Annotated in this window: 14 protein-coding genes; 5 read left to right on the top strand and 9 right to left on the bottom strand. The window is 67.2% G+C overall.

Going from position 1 to position 19446, the window contains the following annotated elements; genetic code table 11:
• The first annotated feature begins 116 nt into the window (after window positions 1–116).
• The 4 genes from recF (at window position 117) to JJL56_RS19040 (ending at window position 4974) form a co-directional block, all read left to right on the top strand.
• Complete coding sequence (gene recF / locus JJL56_RS19025) at window positions 117–1283, top strand: DNA replication/repair protein RecF (RefSeq protein ID WP_200486001.1); 1167 nt, start codon at window positions 117–119, stop codon at window positions 1281–1283.
• Window positions 1284–1372: 89 nt separating this feature from the next.
• Window positions 1373–3856 (top strand): DNA topoisomerase (ATP-hydrolyzing) subunit B, encoded by a 2484-nt coding sequence (gene gyrB, locus JJL56_RS19030; RefSeq protein WP_145627056.1) that lies wholly within the window; start codon window positions 1373–1375, stop codon window positions 3854–3856.
• A 167-nt stretch (window positions 3857–4023) separates the two neighbouring features.
• Window positions 4024–4536, top strand: coding sequence for a GNAT family N-acetyltransferase (locus JJL56_RS19035; protein WP_200485939.1), 513 nt, complete (start codon window positions 4024–4026; stop codon window positions 4534–4536).
• A gap of 216 nt (window positions 4537–4752) precedes the next feature.
• Window positions 4753–4974: a hypothetical protein gene (locus JJL56_RS19040; protein WP_200485940.1), complete on the top strand. Its 222-nt coding sequence runs from the start codon at window positions 4753–4755 to the stop codon at window positions 4972–4974.
• A gap of 35 nt (window positions 4975–5009) precedes the next feature.
• Here the strand turns inward: JJL56_RS19040 and JJL56_RS19045 are convergent, their stop codons facing one another.
• The 9 genes from JJL56_RS19045 to JJL56_RS19085 all read right to left on the bottom strand — a co-directional run bounded on the left by JJL56_RS19045 (window position 5010) and on the right by JJL56_RS19085 (window position 17919).
• A complete protein-coding gene (locus JJL56_RS19045) occupies window positions 5010–5513 on the bottom strand; it encodes a hypothetical protein (protein WP_200485941.1) in 504 nt (167 codons plus the stop codon).
• Between the two features lie 95 nt (window positions 5514–5608).
• Complete coding sequence (locus tag JJL56_RS19050) at window positions 5609–7285, bottom strand: ABC transporter ATP-binding protein (RefSeq protein ID WP_200485942.1); 1677 nt, start codon at window positions 7283–7285, stop codon at window positions 5609–5611.
• A 41-nt stretch (window positions 7286–7326) separates the two neighbouring features.
• Entirely contained in the window at window positions 7327–9315 is a 1989-nt protein-coding gene (fhuB, locus tag JJL56_RS19055; protein WP_211111910.1) for a Fe(3+)-hydroxamate ABC transporter permease FhuB, read from the bottom strand.
• On the bottom strand, window positions 9308–10213 hold the full coding sequence (locus JJL56_RS19060; RefSeq protein ID WP_211111911.1) for an iron-siderophore ABC transporter substrate-binding protein: 906 nt from the start codon (window positions 10211–10213) through the stop codon (window positions 9308–9310). The genes fhuB and JJL56_RS19060 overlap by 8 nt, the downstream gene beginning before the upstream one ends.
• On the bottom strand, window positions 10201–10992 hold the full coding sequence (locus JJL56_RS19065) for an ABC transporter ATP-binding protein (RefSeq protein WP_200485943.1): 792 nt from the start codon (window positions 10990–10992) through the stop codon (window positions 10201–10203). The genes JJL56_RS19060 and JJL56_RS19065 overlap by 13 nt, the downstream gene beginning before the upstream one ends.
• 234 nt (window positions 10993–11226) lie before the next feature.
• Window positions 11227–13380 carry a TonB-dependent siderophore receptor gene (locus tag JJL56_RS19070; protein ID WP_200485944.1) on the bottom strand — a complete coding sequence of 718 codons (2154 nt, stop codon included), beginning with the start codon at window positions 13378–13380 and terminating at the stop codon, window positions 11227–11229.
• A gap of 196 nt (window positions 13381–13576) precedes the next feature.
• A complete protein-coding gene (locus JJL56_RS19075; protein WP_200485945.1) occupies window positions 13577–14461 on the bottom strand; it encodes an AraC family transcriptional regulator in 885 nt (294 codons plus the stop codon).
• A 422-nt stretch (window positions 14462–14883) separates the two neighbouring features.
• Window positions 14884–16788, bottom strand: a complete 1905-nt coding sequence (locus tag JJL56_RS19080; RefSeq protein ID WP_200485946.1) for an ATP-dependent nuclease — start codon at window positions 16786–16788, stop codon at window positions 14884–14886.
• 189 nt (window positions 16789–16977) lie between these two features.
• Window positions 16978–17919, bottom strand: a complete 942-nt coding sequence (locus JJL56_RS19085) for a LysR family transcriptional regulator (RefSeq protein ID WP_345772604.1) — start codon at window positions 17917–17919, stop codon at window positions 16978–16980.
• Window positions 17920–18000: 81 nt separating this feature from the next.
• On the opposite strand from JJL56_RS19085, the gene JJL56_RS19090 reads away from it, so the two are divergent.
• Window positions 18001–19443 carry an MFS transporter gene (locus JJL56_RS19090; protein WP_211111912.1) on the top strand — a complete coding sequence of 481 codons (1443 nt, stop codon included), beginning with the start codon at window positions 18001–18003 and terminating at the stop codon, window positions 19441–19443.
• The last annotated feature ends 3 nt before the right edge of the window (window positions 19444–19446 follow it).

Here is a 19446-nt window from a genome sequence, read left to right on the forward strand (position 1 = left end):
TCGGGCCGGTGCGCTCCGGACCCCGTGTTTGACGGGGTGCGGCGGCCCGGTCCCCGCATCCCGGATCGGACACTTTGCTCGACGCCAGACAGACTTCGCCCTATCCCGTCCCCGTGATGGACACTCCGGCCGCTTTGGCGGTGACGCGCCTGACCCTGACCCGCTTCCGCGGCTATGACAGCGTACGCCTGGAGCCCGACCACCGCCCGGTGGTGCTGACCGGGCCGAATGGCGCCGGCAAGACCAACCTGCTCGAAGCCGTCAGCTTCCTCGCCCCCGGCCGCGGCCTGCGCGGCGCCAAGCTGTCGGAGGTGGAGCGGATCGGCTCCGGCGCAGGCGCCGGCTGGGCCGTCGCCGCCGTGCTGGATACCCCCACCGGCCCGGTGGACATCGGCACGGGCCGCGAGATCGGCGCCCCAACGGCGTCGGGCGCCGAGCGCGACCGCCGCGTCGTCCGGGTGGACGGCCACCCCGCCAAGGGCCAGACGGTTCTGGCCGAGCATGTCGCCGTCGTCTGGCTGACCCCGCAGATGGACCGGCTGTTCCTCGAAGGCTCCAGCGGGCGCCGCCGCTTCCTCGACCGTCTCGTCTTCGGCTTCGACCCCGCCCACGCCGGACGGCTCAGCCGTTACGAGCACGCCCTGCGCGAGCGCGCCCGCCTGCTGCGCGAGGGGCATCGCGGCTGGAACGGCGACGAGGGCTGGCTGAGCGGGCTGGAGGACCAGATGGCGACCACCGGAGTCGCCGTGGCCGCCGCCCGCCGCGAGGTTGTGCAGCGGCTGCGCGCCGCCTGCGGGCGGGCCGTCGGCCCCTTCCCCGGCGCCGACCTGACGGTGCAGGGCACGGTGGAGCGCTGGCTCGACGACGGCCCCGCTCTGGCCGCCGAGGACGCGCTGCGCCGCTCGCTGCGCGACAGCCGGCGGGCCGATTCGGACGGCGGCGGCGCCACGCTGGGACCGCACAAGAGCGACCTCGCGGTGCGCCACGCCCAGAAGGACATGCCGGCGGCGCTCTGCTCCACCGGAGAGCAGAAGGCGCTGCTGATCGCCATCATGCTGGCCAACGCCCGCCTTCTGGCGGCGGAGCGCGGGGCCGCCCCGCTGCTGCTTCTGGACGAGGTGGCCGCCCATCTGGACCCGCAGCGACGCGAGGCGCTGTTCGACGAGATCCTGGCGCTGGGCGCCCAGGCCTGGATGACCGGCACCGACGATTCGGTCTTCGGGCCGCTGGGCGGTGCGGCCAAACGCTTTCACATCGAGGATGCGACCGTGACCCCGGCCTAGCGCTCGAAAAAGGGCTCAAAAGCCCAGAAAATCACCGACCGAAGTACGGTATTCCGCCGAAACCCAACGCAGTCTGCTATAGTCGCACCATGGCACAGGAAGCACTTAAGAACGACCTCCCGCAGCAGGATTACGGCGCGGAATCGATCACCGTCTTGCGCGGGCTGGACGCCGTGCGCAAGCGTCCGGGCATGTACATCGGCGACACCGATGACGGCTCCGGACTGCATCATATGGTCTACGAAGTCGTGGACAACGCGATCGACGAGGCGCTGGCCGGCTACTGCGACGCGGTCGTGGTGCAGCTCAACGCCGACGGGTCGGTCACGGTGCGCGACAATGGCCGCGGCATCCCCACCGACATCCACTCCGAAGAGGGCGTGTCGGCGGCGGAGGTCGTGATGACCCAGCTCCACGCCGGCGGCAAGTTCAACCAGAACTCCTACAAGGTGTCGGGCGGCCTGCACGGCGTGGGCGTGTCGGTGGTGAACGCCCTGTCGGAGACGCTGGAGTTGCGCATCTGGCGCAACGGCCGCGAATGGTTCATGCTTTTCCGCCACGGCGTCGCCGATGCCCGTCTGGCCGACGTCGGCCCGGCCCCGATGGTGGACGACGGCAATGGCGGGCAGAAGCCGCTCTCCGGCACCGAGGTCACCTTCCTGCCGTCCAAGGACACCTTCACCAACACCGAATTCGACTTCGCCACGCTGGAACACCGGCTGCGCGAGCTGGCCTTCCTGAACTCCGGCGTGCGGCTGGTGCTGACCGACGCCCGCGGCGTGGAGCCGCGGGTTCAGGACCTCCATTATGAAGGCGGCCTGGAAGCCTTCGTGAACTGGCTCGACCGTTCCAAGGTGCCGCTGCACAAGCCGGCGATCTCCATCAGGGCGGAGCGCCCGACCGAGCATGGCGGGTTGGTCAGCGTGGAATGCTCGCTCCAGTGGAACGACAGCTACCACGAGACGACTCTCTGCTTCACCAACAACATCCCGCAGAAGGACGGCGGCACCCACCTCGCCGGCTTCCGCGCGGCGCTGACGCGGGCGGTCAACAACTACGCCAACGAATCGGGCATCGCGAAGAAGGAGAAGGTCAACCTCTCCGGCGACGACGCGCGCGAGGGCCTGACCTGCGTGCTGTCGGTGAAGGTGCCCGACCCGAAATTCTCCAGCCAGACCAAGGACAAGCTGGTCTCGTCGGAAGTCCGCCCGGTGGTCGAGGCGGTGGTGGGCGAATGCCTCGCCCAATATTTCGAGGAGCATCCGGCGGACGCCCGGCGCGTCGTCCAGAAGGTGGTCGAGGCCGCCGCCGCCCGCGAGGCCGCCCGCAAGGCGCGCGAGCTGACCCGGCGCAAGGGTGCGCTCGACATCGCCTCCCTGCCCGGCAAGCTGGCCGACTGCCAGGAGCGCGACCCGGCGCTGTCCGAACTTTTCATCGTGGAGGGCGATTCGGCGGGCGGTTCGGCCAAGCAGGGCCGGTCGCGCCAGTTCCAGGCCATCCTGCCGCTGCGCGGCAAGATCCTGAACGTCGAGCGGGCGCGCTTCGACAAGATGCTGTCCTCGGCGGAGATCGGCACGCTGATCGCGGCCCTGGGCACCGGCATCGGGCGCGACGAGTTCAACCCGGACAAGACGCGCTACCACAAGATCATCATCATGACCGACGCGGACGTGGACGGCAGCCACATCCGCACGCTCCTGCTGACCTTCTTCTTCCGGCAGATGCCAGAGCTGATCGACCGCGGCTATCTCTACATCGCCCAGCCGCCGCTCTACCGCATCAAGCGCGGCAACGCGAAGGAACGGTACCTGAAGGACGACCGGGCGCTGGAGGAGTATCTGATCGAGGCGGCGCTGGGCGACCTGTCCGTGCGCCCCGCCGACGGCTCCCTGCTGAACGGCGCCCCGCTGCGGGAGATGGTCGAACAGGCCCGCGGCGCCCGCCTGCACATCGAGACGCTGGCCCGCAAGGCCGGCAATCTCCTGGTTGTGGAATCGGCGGCGGTGAGCGGCGCCCTGTCGGTCGCTCTGTCGCAGGACACCGCCCAGGCGCAGCAGGCGGCCGAGACGGTGGCCGCCCGGCTGAACGCGCTGGACGTGGAAGGCGGCTGGCGCGGCGAGAGCCTGCTCCAGGGCGGCTATGCGCTGGTGCGGACGCGCCGCGGCGTGACCCACCGCCACCATCTCGACGCCGACCTGCTGAAGAGCGCCGAGGCCCGCAAACTCGACGCCATCGCGGCGGACCTGAAGCGTGTCTACGCCGAGCCGGGCCGCGCCTTCGAGAAGCAGAAGGAGAGTCGCAGCCTGACCGGACCCGTCGCCTTGTTCGACACGGTGATGGAGCTGGGCCGCCGCGGCGTGACGATCCAGCGCTACAAGGGCCTGGGCGAGATGAACCCCGATCAGCTCTGGGAAACCACGCTGGACCCGACCAAGCGCTCGCTGTTGCAGGTGAAGGTCAACCACGCCGATCAGGCGGAAGAGGTCTTCTCCACCCTGATGGGCGACATCGTCGAGCCGCGCCGCGAGTTCATCCAGGAGAATGCCCTGAAGGTCGCCAACCTGGACGTCTAAGAAGCCGTGCAGGTTTGCGCATAACCTGAGCATATCGGCGCTTGACGTGAGGCTGGGCGGGGCTGCAAGGCTCCGCCTACTTCATGTGCGGCCCCCATTTCTCGAGAGTGGGGCCTTATGACGAGCCCGAGATCAGCTTATGGACCGACAGGCCGTCGACCACGCAAATGATACGGATAAGACCTGCGCGCGCTTGCGACGCCCCCCTTCTGCCAGAGATCGAGCGCAGTGCCGGCGAGGCCTTTCGGCAATGGACGGGGCTGGAGTGGATCGCTGACGACAATGTCCAATCGGAGGAACGGCATCGCGCTCTGATCGCCCATGGCATTGCGCTTGTCGCCGACCTGGAAGGGTGTGGAATTGCCGCGTTCCTGAATGGGGAGGCAACGCCCGACGCCCTTCACATTTGGCAAGTGGCCGTCCATCGGGATCAGCACCGGCGCGGCATCGGGCGGATGCTGATGGAAGCGGCTCAGCACCATGCCGCCGATCACGGCGTCTATTCTCTGACCTTGACCACCTTCAGGGACGTGCCGTGGAACGAACCTTATTATCGAAGACTTGGGTTCATCACGCTGGATGGTGAAAACCTAGGCCCCCGGCTGAGCGCTGTTTTGGACGCTGAGGAACAATCTGGGCTCCCGACCGCACAGCGTTGCGCCATGAGGAAGACCTTCTGACAACGGCGTCCGGCAAGCCGGGCGTCTCGGTACTTGTCATGCCCATACATCAGGCATTTATGCGGATATCCGAACTATTGGCATCTTTGACAATTCACCTACAAAACGCTTGACATAGCTGTAATTTTCTTGCCTCGCTGCGTTGCGCACTCAGCGCATCTGGTATTTGGTATGCCAGTGTACAGTCATCCTCATCAGACATGAGGGAGATGCACCATGGCTTACACCACCGCTTCGCACACCGATCATGACGGTCTTCTGTCGGGTATCGCGAGGGGCGTTCGCGAGTTCGTGAGCGCTTGGTTCGAGGCATCCGCCGCCTATACCGTCTATTGTGAGCTGTCGGCTTTGAGCAGGGCCGAACTGGCCGCGCGGGACCTGCGACGCGAGGACATTGGCCGCGTCGCCATGGATCTGCCGAAGCTGATGCGCGAGTAATCCGTGCACGGCCCTCTCCAGGTCAGGAGAGCGGGTCAGGAGAGCGCCTTTTGCAGCTCCTCCTTGCTCATGCGGGACCGGCCGGGCAGGTTCTGCTGCTTTGCCTTCTCGTAGAGGGCCGCGCGGGTCCAGTTCCCATCGGCATGATGCCGGAACGGCGCCGTCTTCCGGGCAACGTCGACCGGCTGCTTTGAGAATTGCCTGCCCTTCTCCGAGTCGGCGCGCTTCTTGTCGCTGGTGCGCTGGTAATCCGCTTTGGACAGGTGTTCGCGGGCCTGCCGGGGGAGGTAACGTTCCCCCGTTTCCGCGCTCGGCTTGCCGGAGCGCGTGCCCCATTCCTCGTCGGTCCACTGGCTCAGGCTGTTGTCCGCACTTTTTGGCCCCGCGTAGCCGCCGCCGCACCGCTTGTATTCCTGAACGGCCATCTGAGCCTTGCGGGCGGACCATTGGCCGGGCTCGCCGCCCTTGCCGCCTTTCAAGATGCTTGTCTTCACCGTCTCCCACAAACGGGGGTCGGTGCGCTCGGCGCGCGATGCCATGTCGCCCTCCTGCCTGTGACTCACGTCCACAAACAGGCCGACAGAGCGATGGTGCCGCGCCGAGGAGCGTTTCTGCCCCCCGAGGCGCGGCGCGATCAGCCGCGCGCCGCAAGCTCCTCGTGCGTGATCCGCTGAAGCCCGCCGTCGGTGCCGACGACATAGACCTCGTCGGCGTTGCGGATGGTCGCCAGACGGTGGGCGATGACCAGGGTGGTCCGCCCCTCCGCCAGCTCCATCAGCGACTTCTGGATTTCCCGCTCGGTCTGGGTGTCGAGCGCGGAGGTCGCCTCGTCGAGGATCAGGATCGGCGGGTTCTTCAGGAACATGCGGGCGATGGTCAGGCGCTGCTTCTGCCCGCCGGACAGCTTCACGCCGCGCTCCCCGATGATGGTGTCGAGCCCCTCCGGCAGCGCGGCGATTAGCCCATCGAGATGCGCCCGGCGCGCCGCCTCCATGATCTCCGCGTCGCCGGCGCCGAGACGGCCGTAGGCGATGTTCTCGCGGATCGTGCCGCCGAACAGGAAGACATCCTGCTGGACGATGCCGATCTGCCGGCGCAGCGAGGCCAGCGTCATGGCGCGGATGTCCAGGCCGTCGATGGTGATGCGCCCCGCCATGACCTCGTAGAAGCGCGGCAGCAGCGAGCAGATCGTCGTCTTGCCGGCGCCCGACGGCCCGACGAAGGCGACGGTCGAGCCGGCCTTGATCGTCAGATCGACGCCCTTCAGCACCGGGCGCGCCGGGTCGTAGCCGAAGGACACGCCCTCGTAGCGGATGTCGCCCTTCAGCGCCGGGGCCGCGACGGCGTCGGGCGCATCGGCGATGTCCGGCTGGGTGTCGAGCAGTTGGGTGTAGCGGCGGAAGCCGGCGATGCCGCGGGGGTAGGTCTCGATGACCGCGTTGATCTTCTCGATCGGGCGGAAGAAGGTGTTGACCAGCAGCAGGAAGGCGAAGAAGCCGCCCTGGGTCAGCTCGCCCACCAGCACGAAATGGGCGCCGGTCAGCATGACGACGATCAGGATCAGCCGCATGCTCATGTAGCTGAGCGTCGTCGAGGCCGCCATGATCTTGTAGGCGGCGAGCTTGGTCTTGCGGTAGCGGGCGTTGTCCTCGGCGAACAGCTTGCGCTCGTGGTCCTCGTTGGTGAATGCCTGGACCACCCGCATGCCGCCAACATTCTCCTCGATGCGGACGTTGAAGTCGCCGACGCGGGAATAGAGCGTCTGCCAGTTCTTCGTCATCCGCCCGCCGTAGCGGCTGGTCACGAAGGCGATCACCGGAACGATGGCCGCAGTGATGAGGGCCAACGGCAGATGCACCACGGCCATCAGAATGAAGGCTCCGACGAAGGTCATCACCGCGATCAGCAGGTCCTCGGGACCGTGGTGCGCCACCTCGCCGATCTCGTCCAGGTCGCGGGTGACCCGCCCGACGAGATGGCCCGTCTTGTTGTTGTCGTAGAAGCTGAAGGAGAGCTTCTGCAGATGGTCGAAGCTCTTGCGGCGCATCTCCGTCTCGATGTTCACGCCGAGCATGTGGCCCCAATAGGTCACGATGGCCATCAGACCGCCGTTCGCCATGTAGATCGCCAGCAGCGCCACGGTGGCGGCGACGATCAGCGGCCAGTCCTGGGTCGGCAGGAGCTGGTCCACGAAGGCGCGCACGGCCATCGGGAACCCCAGTTCCAGCAGGCCCGACAGGACGGCGCAGACGATGTCGAGGACCAGCAGGCCGGTGAAGGGACGGTAGTAGGAGAGGAAGCGGCGAAGCATGGCTCTTCTCATTGCGGAACGGCGGAAAGGGTCAGGCGTGGTCAATGGCTGCGGGCGTCGGAGCGGCCGAGCAGCCAGATCAGATAGGGGCCGGCGAGCAGAGCGGCGAACAGGCCGAGCGGCAATTGATAGGGGAAGGCGACGGTGCGGGCCAGCCAGTCCGACACCACCATCAGCCCGCCGCCGATCAGGACGGCCCCGATCCCCTGCTGAAGCGGACGGCCCAGCCCGGCCAGCCGGGCGAGATGCGGCGCGATCAAGCCGATGAAGCTCAGCGGTCCGACGAACAGCGCCGCCGCCGCGGTCAGCAGCCCGGCCAGCAGCACCAGCAGGACGCGGCAGCGCCGCACCGGCAACCCCATGGAGCGCGCCGTCACGTCCCCCAGCGGCAGGATCTCCAGCCACTTGGCGGTCAGCGGCAGGGTTGCCAGCAGTAGCGCCGCCGCCCCGACGCAGAACCAAGCGTCGCCCGGACCGGCCTCGTTGGTCGAGCCGCTCAGCCAGCGCAGCAGGGCGAAGGCCTGCGGCGTGCCGGTGGCGATGACCGCGGTCAGGACGGCGCTGCACAGGGCGCTCATGGCGATGCCGGCCAGCAGAAGCCGCTCCGGTCCGAAGCCGGCGCGCAGCGACAGGGCCAGCATGGCGGCCAGCGTCAGCACCGCCCCGGCCGCCGACGCGGCGAGTTGCACGCCGAAACCGGGTGCGGTGACGAGGAACAGCGCGGCGGTCAACCCAACGCCCGCCCCCGTGCCGACGCCGAGGATTTCCGGGCTGGCCAGCGGGTTGGCGGTCACCCGCTGCAACAGCATCCCGGCGGCGGCCAGCATCGCCCCCGCCGCCGCCGCGACCGCCACGCGGGGGCCGCGCCAGCCCAGCAGCGTGTCGAGCAGCGGGCCGGTGGACAGCGTCCAGCCGCCCGGCCCGTAGCCGACCGTGAGCGCGAGGCCCACGGCGACGGCGCCGAGGATGGCGAACAGGGCGATCAGCCGGTAAGGGCGCGCGCTGCGGCGCGACGGCGCAGGACGGCTGTTCAGCGACGGCCATTCGAACATGCGCAGGCGCGGCAGCAGCCAGAGCAGCAGCGGGCCGCCGAGCAGCGCCGTCGCCGCCCCGGTCGGCACCCGCTCCCCGTCCACCCCGGCGAGGAGCTGCACCAGCCCGTCGGTCAGCCAGAGCAGGAGTGCACCGATCAGCGGAGCGGCGATCAGCCTCTGGCCCTGAGTGCGCGCGCCGCTCAGATGCGCCAGCGCCGGGGCGGCCAGACCGACGAAGCCGATCACCCCGACCTCCGCCGTCACGCTGGCCGCCAGCCAGACCGCGACCCCGATGACGCCGAAGCGCGTGGCGTTGAGGGCGACGCCCAGGCTGCGGGCGCTGGCGTCGTCCAGCCCGAGGATGGCCAGCGGGCGCATCAGCAGGACGGCGGCGCCGGCGCCGATCGCCAGACGGACGGCGATGGTCAGCGTCGGCCCCCAGCTCTGCTGGGCCAGCGCCCCGCCGCCCCAGAGGAAGATGGAGAAGAGGTATTCGCCGTTGGCGAGGATCAGCGCGGCGCTGCCCATGGTCGCGGTCAGGGCGACCATCATCCCGGCCAGCACGACGGCCACCGGCTCCAGCCCGCGCCGCCACGTCATGGCGAGGATCAGCCCGACCGCGGCCAGCCCGCCGGCCAGTGCCACCCCCTCCCGCGCGTGATTCATCAAGGCCGGGGCATAGAGCATCCCCAGCGTCAGGGCGAGCTGGGCGCCCGCCGACACGCCGAGCGTCGACGGCTCGGCCAGCGGGTTGCGCAACACGCGCTGGAGCAGCAGCCCCGACAGGCCGAGCGCCGCCCCGGCGACCAGCGCCACCGCGATGCGCGGCAGCACACTGTGGTAGAGGATGACGCCGTCCAGCCACGCGGCGTCCGGCGGCAGGGGAATGGATGGCGCGGCGGCGTGCCCGGCGATCTGCCGGATGGACAGCGCGGCGGCGGCCAGCGCCAGCCCACTCCACAGCAGGATGCGGTTGACGGCCACGCGCTCAGCCATGGCGGGCGGTCTCCGGCCACAGCAGGGCGGCGGTGACGAGGCGGGCGAAACGCAGGGCGGCCGGAAGCCCGCCGAAATGGTTGACCGGCCCGATCACGCTCACCCGCTTCTCCCGCACCATCGGCAGAGCCTGCCACAGGGCGCTGTCGTCCAGCCCGCGCACCACATCGGGCGGCAGCGGCGGAACGACGACGGTGATGGCGTCCGGCATCCGGGCCAGCGCCTCGATCCCCAGCGGCGCCGCGGCGCTGTAGCTCGATTGCGAGGCCCAGGCGTTGCGCAGCCCCAGCCGCTGGAGAACCGCGCCGAACATGCTGTCGTCGCCGAAGGCGCGGACATGGCGGGCGTCGCCGAAGTTGATCGCCAGAACCGGACGGCGGACGACGCCGCGCAGGGAGTCGCCCAGCCGGGCGATCTCCGCCTCCGCCCCGGCGACGAAGGCGCGGGCCTCCGCCTCTCGGCCCAGCGCTCGGCCAAGGGTCACCGCGGCCTCCGCCGCCAGCCCGTAGGGCGGAACGCCCGGCTGGTAGATCGGCAGCGACAGGGTTTCCGCCACCCGCTCCAGGCTGCCCCGCTGACCCTCGTAATAGTTGGAGGTGAGGATGAGGTCCGGCTCGGCCAGCGTCAGCGCCTCGTAATTCGGCATGCCGCGCAGGCCGAGGTCGATCACCGAGTCCGGAACCTCTGGCTCAACGACGGTCTTGCGGAACTGGATCAGCTCGGTCGCGGCGACCGGCACGATGCCCAGCGCCAGCGCCGTCTCCAGCCCCGCCCAGTCGATGGCGGCGACCCGCCGCCCGGACGCGGCGTGCCCGAGGCACGGCAGCAGCACCGCTCCGGCGGCGAGGCCCAGCGCGTGGCGGCGGGTGATCGTCGCCCGTCCCGTCACAGCACGCATCCGATCGGCTTGCCGGTCACCGGGTGCGGGACGGTCGTCATGGCGAGGCGGTAGATGGCCCCCAGCGTCTCGCCGGTCATGATGGCATCCGGCGTGCCCTGGGCGATCAGCGCGCCGTTGCGCATCGCCAGGATCTCGTCGCAGACGCTGGCCGCCATGTTGATGTCGTGGAGAACGATGACCGCGCCGATGCCGCGCGCCCGGCTCAGCCGGCGCACCAGCCCCAGCAGCTCGACCTGGCTGGCGATGTCCAGCGCCGAGGTCGGCTCGTCGAGCAGCAGGCAGCGCGTGTCCTGCGCCAGCATCATCGCCAGCCAGACGCGCTGCCGCTCGCCGCCCGACAGGCTGTCGACCAGCCGGTCGGCGAAGGCGTCCAGGTGGGTTTCGGCGATGGCCTCCGCCACCTTGGCGGCGTCCTCCGCCCCGAAGCGGCCGAGCGCGCCGTGCCAGGGGAAGCGGCCGAGCGCCACCAGCTCCCGCACCGTCATGCCTTCGGCGGGCGGGGTGAATTGCGGCATGTAGGCGACGGTGCGCGCGAAGTCGCGGTCGCCGATCCGCGCGAGGTCCGTTCCCAGGCAGCGGATGGTGCCACCGCCCGGCGGCTGCTGGCGGGCCAGCAGGCGGATCAGCGTGCTCTTGCCCGACCCGTTGGGGCCGACCAGCCCATAGATCCGCCCCTGCTCCAGCCGGAGCGACAGTCCCGACAGGATCGCCCGTCCGGCAACGGAGAAGCTCACGCTTTCAAGCTCGTAGAGGGGGTGGGTCTGGTCCGGGCTCATCGGTCTTCACCTCTATATCCCTACCTCTATATCCCTCGCCCCTCCGGGGAGAGGGAGGGGACCCGCGCCGCAGGCGTGGGGAGGGAGAGGGGGATGTCCGTGGCGGCACGTTCGGCAAAAGCGCAACCCCCTCACCCTAACCCTCTCCCCGCTTTCGGCGGACCAAAGGTCCGCCTGTCGCGTCAGCGCAAACTGTGTTTGCGCGTGAGCAGAGGGGAGAGGGGATTAACCTGGTCACCACGTCATGTTGACGGTCAGCAGAGCGGTCCGACCCTCGGCGTAGCCGCAGGAGAACTGGGTTTGGCAGCTCGCCACATACTCCTTGTCGAGCAGGTTGGTGACGGCGAGGTTCACGCCCCAGGCGGCGGGCTTGTAACCGATCCGCGCGTCGAAGACGGTGGCGGCGGGGACCTTCAGCGTGTTCTCGTTGTCGGCCCAGGACGAGCCGACGTAGCGCACGCCGCCGCCCACCGACACGCCGTCCAGCGCGCTTTCCCGGAAGGTGTAGTCGAGGAAGGCCGAGCCCTGGACCTGCGGCACAATGTAGGGGGTCTTACCGATCAGCGCCGGGTTGGCGTCCTTCTTGATGTCGAGGTCGAGCGCGGTGAAGGAGGCCACCGCCTTCAGGTTCGGCGTGATGTTGGCCTTGGCCTCAAGCTCGATGCCCCGCGAATTGACCTCGCCCAGCTGCGTCTCGGCGTTGAAGGGACCGGTCACCACGTTGGTGCGCGTCAGGTCGAACAGGGCCGCGGTGAAGATGGCGTCCATCCAGGCCGGGCGGAACTTGACGCCGACCTCGTACTGCTGGCCGGTTTCCGGCTTGAACACGCCGGCCACCGCCGACGATCCCAGCACCGGGTTGAAGAAGGTGGAGGCGCTGACATAGGGCGTCACGCCGTTGGCGAACTCGTAGGCCAGACCGGCGCGCCCGCTGAACTTGCCGTCCTTGCCGTCGTAGGCGGGCGTGCCGTCGGCGTCGGTCGAGGCGATGTCGTAGCGCCCGTTCAGCGTCACCAGGAAGCTTTGGCCGAAGCGCATCTGGTCCTGGAGGTAGACGCCAAGCTGACCCATCGTCAGCTCCTGGTCGATGTAGGAGAAGCGCTGGCCCTGCGCGGCGCCGTAGACCGGGTTGGTGGCGCTGATCGGCGTGGCCGAGCCCGAAGCCTGCACCTGATCCATCTTGAAATACTTGTAATCGACGCCGACCAGCGCCGTGTGGGCGACCGGACCGGTCTGCCACTTGGATTCGAGCTGGTTGTCGATCAGGAAGGTGTTGACCTTGGTCGTGTGCTCGAAATTGATGCGCGACAGCAGGTTGTTCGGATCGGTCGGCACCGCCGAAAAGCCGTTGTAGCCGAAGGGATAGACCGTGACCTCGTGGACCCGGCTGTAGCCGTAGCGGGCGTTCTGGCGGAAGGTCAGGTCGTTGTCGAAGCGGTGCTCGAACTCGTAGCCGATGGAGGCCTGACGGCGCCGGTAGGTGTCGATGTCCGGCTCGGTGAAGTTAGCCTTGCGGTCGATCCGCCCGAAGGGGGCCGGCTTCACCGTGCCGACATAGGGCAGGAAGGCGCCGCCGTTGTGCGTCTCGTCGATGTCGGTGTAGTTGGTCAGCACCGTCAGCGTGCTGCGCTCGTTCGGCGACCACTTGAAACTCGGCGAAATGGTGCCGCGGAAGCCGTCCGCGAAGTCGGTGTAGCTGTCGCCGCCGGCGATGCGCCCGGTCAGCCGGTAGCTCAGCGTCGGGTCGATGGCGCCGCCGACGTCCAGGCCGAGATGGGCGGTGCCGTGCTGGTTGATCCCCGCCTCGACCGAGCGCACCGGCGTGTCGCCGGGCCGCCTGGAGACGTAATTCACCAGACCGCCGGGGTTGCTGCCGCCATAGAGCACGGACGAGGCGCCGCGCAGCACCTCGATCCGCTCCAGCGTGTAGCTGTCCACGAACTGGCCGCCGAAGCCGTAGCTGTAGAGCTGGAGCCCGTCCTGGTAGATGCCAGTCTGCGTCGCCTGGAAGCCGCGGATGAAGATCCAGTTGGTGTCGCTGTCCGGGCCGAAGGGCTGGCTGAAGACGCCGGGGGTGTAGCGCAGCGCCTCGTCCACCTTCTGCGCGCCGCGGTCGTCCATCTCCTCGCGCCCGATCACCGAGACGGATTGCGGGACCGCCTCCAGCGGAATGTCGGTCTTGGACCCCGTGGCCGAGCGGCCGGGAACGTAGCCGCGGACCGGGCTGGTCGCGGTGTCGGCGGACCGGTCGCCCTCGACGGTCACCGGAGCCAGAACCGCCGGAGCGGTCGTTCCCTGCGCCTGGGCGAGCGCCGGCACCAGCAGGGCGGCGAGCGCCGTGCCGTTCAAAAGGAAGCGGGTCAGTCGCTTGTTGGAAATATCACTCATCGCAATCGGCCTCGGACTGTATGCGGCATCCGCGAAACGCCTTCGGACCGGCGGGTCCCGAAGCGCCCTCGTTGTTGCGAATGATTAGCATGTGCATGAAGCGGCGCGATTGAACGGTCTTTGGACGGGTTGGACGATCTTCCGGCATTCGTCGGTCCCAGGGCACGTCGGGCGGTGCGTCGGGCGATGCCCCGCCTCAGCCGCACTGGTTGCGCAGCCACGCGGCGGGTGTGGTGCCGACGATCTGGCGGAAGACGCGAGTCAGGTGCGCCTGATCGGAGAAGCCCGCCATCACCGCGGCGGCGGCTAGCGTCATGTCCGATCCGGTCAGCAGACTCTTGGCCCGTTCGACGCGGACCCGCATCTGCCATTTGTGGGGCGGCAGGCCGGTCGAGGCCTTGAAGGCGGTGCAGAAATGGGTGGTGGACAGGCCGGTCAGCTCGGCCAGTTCCTGCAGGCGGATGGGTCGGCCGCAATGCTCCTCGATGTAGTCGGTGACGCGCTTCAACTGGCGCGGCGGCAATTGCCCCCGCTTGCGGTCGGCGACGGGCTCCGCCTGCGCAAGGCCGACGAACAGCGCGGCCATCAGGCTCTCGCCATAGAGGTCGTGCAGGTTCGCCGACGTCCGGCATTCCGCAGCGATCAGGCGGGCCAGCGCGAACAGGCGGTCATCCGCGAAATTCAGCCGCGGCCGGTCCATGCCCCGGATGTCCAGCCCGTCCACGAAGCGGCCCCCCAGAACGGACATGTCGAAATGGAGGTCGAGATGGGTGAGCCGGCGGACGTTCACCGTGCGCGACCACACCCGCAGGCCGGCGGGCACATAGCTCAGCGGCTCGCGCCGGCTGAGCCGGCCGGACTCGCCGCGGCCGGGCGAGGCGGTGACGTGCAGCCCGCCCTCCCCCACCTGATCGAGGACCACCACCAGCCGCGGGGCTTCGGACACATACTCGCCCTGACCGTTCCGATCGCAGGCGACGTTCCAGATGTCGGCGATCATCCCGTTCCAGGCGCGCCACTGAAGGTCCCCGAGGATGGTGAACCCTTCCGTGCTGCTTTGCATTCTGGGATGGAACGGCATGGATCGGCCTCCCAGCCACCGGATTGAACAGACCCCCGGAATCCTCCCCCGAGCCGCCAGACCTATAGGGCAATATGCAATTGCGAACAAGTCGCATTCTTATCTTGCGCCGTGTCACGCGGTCGAGGCGCAGGGGGCGGCTGGGCGCTGGATCAGGACGACAATGCGCATGCCTATGGGCATCAAAGCGCGAATTTATGAGCGCATGCTGGGCCCCGGTTATAACCCAAAGCAACCATTTATGTATGACCAACTTGTAACGTATCTTCGCCAGATAGGACCTTCAGTGGGGTGGATGCCCTCCAAACCCACCTCTCGACAGTCAAAAAAACAGGAATATTCTCAACTACATAGACTTGGCGCACGCAGACTCTCAATTGTGAACTATCAACGAGGTTATTTACCAAGTAATTTCGTTCTAACTAACTGTCTTTTATCGCTTCCTCGATAATCTCTCTTAAATCCTCCGCCACAACAAACCCCTCCGGGATCGTAAAGGCATCAAGCAACTTGTCGTCCTTGCGGTACTTTTTTGCCACGCCTTTTAAAGCAGAGTGCAGCTTCTTTCCTTTTACAGTGGATGGAGACTTTCCGCCCGCTTCGTCCCACATCGCCTCAGCGTTGGGCGACCCCCCGTTCGGCCATATAGCTCGAACAATGGTCTGCCGCTTTGAAAGAAAGGCATCACGCGCACCGCCGACAGAGTTAGCAGCCTCAACCCGCCAATTTTCAGCTTCATCTAATGGAATTCCAAACAAAGCCGAAAGATAAGATGCAGTAGAAAAGTACCCCTCCATATCAGACCCTGCAGTAACCCAAGGAAACACACCGTCTGTCTGGAACGATTCCTTCCATTTTTCTGATTCTTCATCAGTCATAAAATCGCCATCCCGATGAATAATAGCGTTTACTTTCAGTTCTCCATCAACAAGCAATCCTTTGAGCAATTTATCACGTGGAAGATTGTCTATCCCAAAGCAGCGACATACTGCTACTTGTCGGCTGATATCAGGCCATTGCCGTAATATTGCCCGAAGAGGCTTGTCGTTTTCATCTTCGACGAAAAATAGGGCCGACTTATCGAGCCCGCCCCATCCCAGCATCCGGCGGATCGCGTTATCATCCTCAGTCTGTACACGACCATTCTTCATCCACACCAGCTTCACTGACGGACTAGCCGCTCTTACAATGTGCGGGCTGTGTGTCGTAAGAATAACTTGGGTATCATAGGTAGTAGCAGCACGTTCGAGTGCCTCAATAAGGCGCTCTTGCTTATCCGGATGAAGATGCGCATCAGGCTCATCAATCAGCATAACCTTTGGCTCAAATAGTATTAAATAAGCAAATATTTGAACAACCTGCAGAAATCCAGTTGCAGCCGTCTCAAGAGGGCATTGCTGACCCGCAAGACCTTCGGTCAGAAGCGATGCTGATATATGGTAATCCTCACGCTCATCAAATGAAACATCAATAGACACGCCCGGATGTACTTCGTTTACCAAATCGTTTAGACGACGAAGCCGCTCCCGACCACCAGTATCATCAGATTCGCCTGTTTTCCTGCTTCGAAGATTGAGAAGAATATTTCTCAGAACGCCGCCCGCATCACCGCTTGCTGCTTGACGACGCAAGGTCGGCTGGGCCAAGATCGTCTCCTTTTCGGACAACCCGGCCAGCCCTGGGATGTATGCTGTAATGAACTGAAAGCGCTGTTTGTAAGGAGTAACTGCGCCGCCACCGTCCATATAGGCTGTGATGCCACCACGATTTCGAGCAGCACGTATGCGCACAGTCGTTTGAATCGCTTCTTCCCCAACTGGTTGGTGTGAGAACACCACCTCGACCGGAGTTGAGCTGCTGTCACTTTTGAGTTCACTTTTGTGAAGAGTCTTGAGCGGTTCGCTTGATGGAACGTAGTCAAGACGCTCAAAAGAAATCATTTCCTTTGTATTCTTAGGTAGAACGTAACTTGCCGCACGAGCCGCCCAATGAATTGCTTGCAGAACAGACGACTTTCCACAGCCATTCGGGCCGACAAGAATCGTCACACGGCCAACTGGTATTATCGCCTCTTCAGTTGCCTTAAAGTTATGAACAGTTATGGACTCTAGGGGAGTCCAACGGCGAGCCTTGGTTGACCTAGTATCCGTAATATCCAAAGCGTTAGCTGGAGCGGGTTGGAGTTCCTCATCCGCCTTGTCAGCTCGAGGCCCTTCGCTAACAAGGGGATGGGACTCCACAAGAGCCAAGGTTGGCGTAATCTCCTCGATACTCTTCAGGCTTGCAGACTCGGCAACCGCTCCAGCCTCGTTAACCAAGTTACCCATGTGACCCCAGCCCAAAAACGCGAAAAGCCCTCCGAGCCCAACAGCTCTGAGATTTAACTGATAGCTAAGGCATAAGAGAGCGGATAGGCAAGGGCAACTTTTTCTCCAAAGCGATGCGGCCGTTCGCTCGCGGCGCATTGCAAATATCCGGCCCCCTCACTGTCCCCCGGACAGCTGATCAGCTTACCGTTAAAAATCATCCGGCCCCGCCGACTCCCGGCAGGCGCCAAGCACCACCCCGCGCAGCCAGCGGTGGGCCGGGTCGGCGTCCTGCCGGGGGTGCCACATCTGCGTCACCACGACCTCATCCTGGGCGATGGAAAGCGGCAGGATGCTCACCCCGGCCACGCCCGCGGCGACCTGACGTTCGGACACCAGGGCGGTCAGGTCGGAGGCGCGGACGATCGCCAGGGCCGCCGGGAAGCTCGGCACCACCGCCACCACCTTGCGGGCAAGGCCGAGGGCGGCCAGCGCCTCGTCCATCCGGTCCCGCACCAGCCCGCGCCGCGAGGTCAGCACATGGCCGCAGGCGGCGTACTGTTCCGGCGTCACCGTCTCCAGCCGGGTCAGCGGATGGCCCTCCCGCACGGCGGCGACCAGCCGGTCGCGCAGCAGGCTCTGCACCTTCAGCTCCGGCGTGGTTTCCGAATGCACCCCGATGTCGAGGTCGATCAGACCGTCGCGCAACGCCTGCGCGTCGCGGTTCCCCCGCGGCGCGAAGCGCAGCAGGACGCCGGGGGCTTCGGCGGCGACGCGGCCGACCAGCCGGGCGGCGTAGACCTCGATGAAGCTCTCGCTGGCGCGCAGGGTGAAGCTGCGCTCCAGCCGGGCGATGTCGATGGCTTCCGCCGGACGCAGAACCGCGCGGACCTCCTCGGCGAGGCCGGGCACCCGCTCCCGCAACTGGATGGCCCGCGGCGTCGGGACGAGGCCGCGCCCGGCCCGGACGAGCAGCGGGTCCCCGGTGACCTCGCGCAGGCGCGCCAGGGTGCGGCTCATCGCGGAATCGCTGAGGCCGAGCCGACGCGCCGCCTTGACGACGCTGCCCTCCGCCAACAGCGCGTCGAGCGCGATGAGAAGGTTGAGATCGGGATCGGCCATCGGCGCCAAGGCTAACACATGGCGTTCCATGCAGGAATAACCTGCATAGGCGGCGTCTTCCGCCATCTCCAGCGGCGGGCATAGTTGATCCAACCACCGTTGGAGACGCCGATGCCCCGTTCCGCCATCGCCCGAACACCAGATACCCCGCATCCGGATGGCCCAAATCCGGACGGGCTGCCGATGCCCCGCCGCGCCGTGGCCGCCGCGTCCGTCATCGCCGCGATCGTGCTCGTCGTGCTCGACGGCGCCATCGCCAACATCGCCTTGCCGACCGTCGCCGGCACCCTCGGGGTTCCGCCCGCCGACACCGTCTGGATCATCACCGCCTACCAGCTGGCGCTGGTGATCGCACTCTTGCCCATCGGCGCCCTCGGCGAGAGTCTCGGGCACCGCCGGGTGTTCACCGGCGGGGTGCTGCTGTTCTCCGCGGCCTCCGCCGGCTGTGCCCTGGCGCCGACGCTGCCCTGGCTGATCGCCGCGCGCTTCGTGCAGGGGCTCGGCGGCGCGGCGGTGATGGCGCTGGGCGTCGCGCTGCTGCGCTTCGTCTATCCGCAGCGGCTGTTGGGAGCCGCCATCGGCTGGAACGCGCTGGCCATCGCGCTCGCCTCGGCGGCGGGGCCGACGATCGGGGCGGGCATCCTCGCCGTCGCCCCCTGGCCGTTCCTGTTCGCGGTCAATATCCCGGTCGGTCTCGTCGTTCTGGTGACCGCCCGCGCGCTGCCCGCCGTCGCGGGAACCAGGCGCCGCCTCGATCCCGCCAGCGTCGCCCTCAACGCCGGATTCTTCGCCGCCCTGGTGATGGGGGCCGAGACCGTCGCGGCGCAGCCCCTGCGCGGCGGCGCGCTGCTGCTGGCCGCGGCGCTCTGCCTCGCCGGACTGGTCCGGCGCGAAAAGAAACGCGAGGCCCCGCTGGTGCCGCTCGATCTGCTGCGGGTGCGCTCCTTCCGCCTGTCGGTGGTCGCCTCCGTCCTCTGCTTCACCGGCCAGATGGCCGCCGCCGTGGCCCTGCCCTTCCACCTGCAGCACGGGCTCGGGCAGGACATCGTCACGGCAGGGCTGTTCCTGGTGCCGTGGCCGCTGGCGACTGCCGTCGCCGCACCCATCGCGGGCCGGCTGTCCGACCGCGTGGGGACGGGCTGGCTGTGTGCCGTGGGCGGCCTGCTCCTCGCCGCCGGCCTCGCCCTGGCGGCGGTCTGGCCGCTCGGGGATGACCCGCGGCCGCTGCTGGCCTTCATGGTGATGTGCGGTTTCGGCTTCGGGCTGTTCCAGACGCCCAACAACCGCAACATGCTGCTGACCGTGCCCAAGGCGCGCAGCGGCGCCGCCGGAGGGATGCAGGGCACCGCGCGTCTGGTCGGGCAGACCGCCGGCGCGGTGCTCATGACCGTGCTGTTCTCGCTGCTGTCCGGCCCGGAGGCGGCGCCGCGCCTCGGCCTCGGCTTGGCCGCCGCCCTCACCCTGGCGGGTGGCCTGACCAGCCTGCTGCGCGTTCCCGCGCGCGGCGCGACCGAGGCTGTGGATGCCGTGGAGGCGCCGGCTTCGGGCCGCTGAGCC

Source organism: Azospirillum aestuarii (assembly GCF_016632405.1).
Taxonomy (GTDB): Bacteria; Pseudomonadota; Alphaproteobacteria; order Azospirillales; family Azospirillaceae; genus Azospirillum; species Azospirillum aestuarii.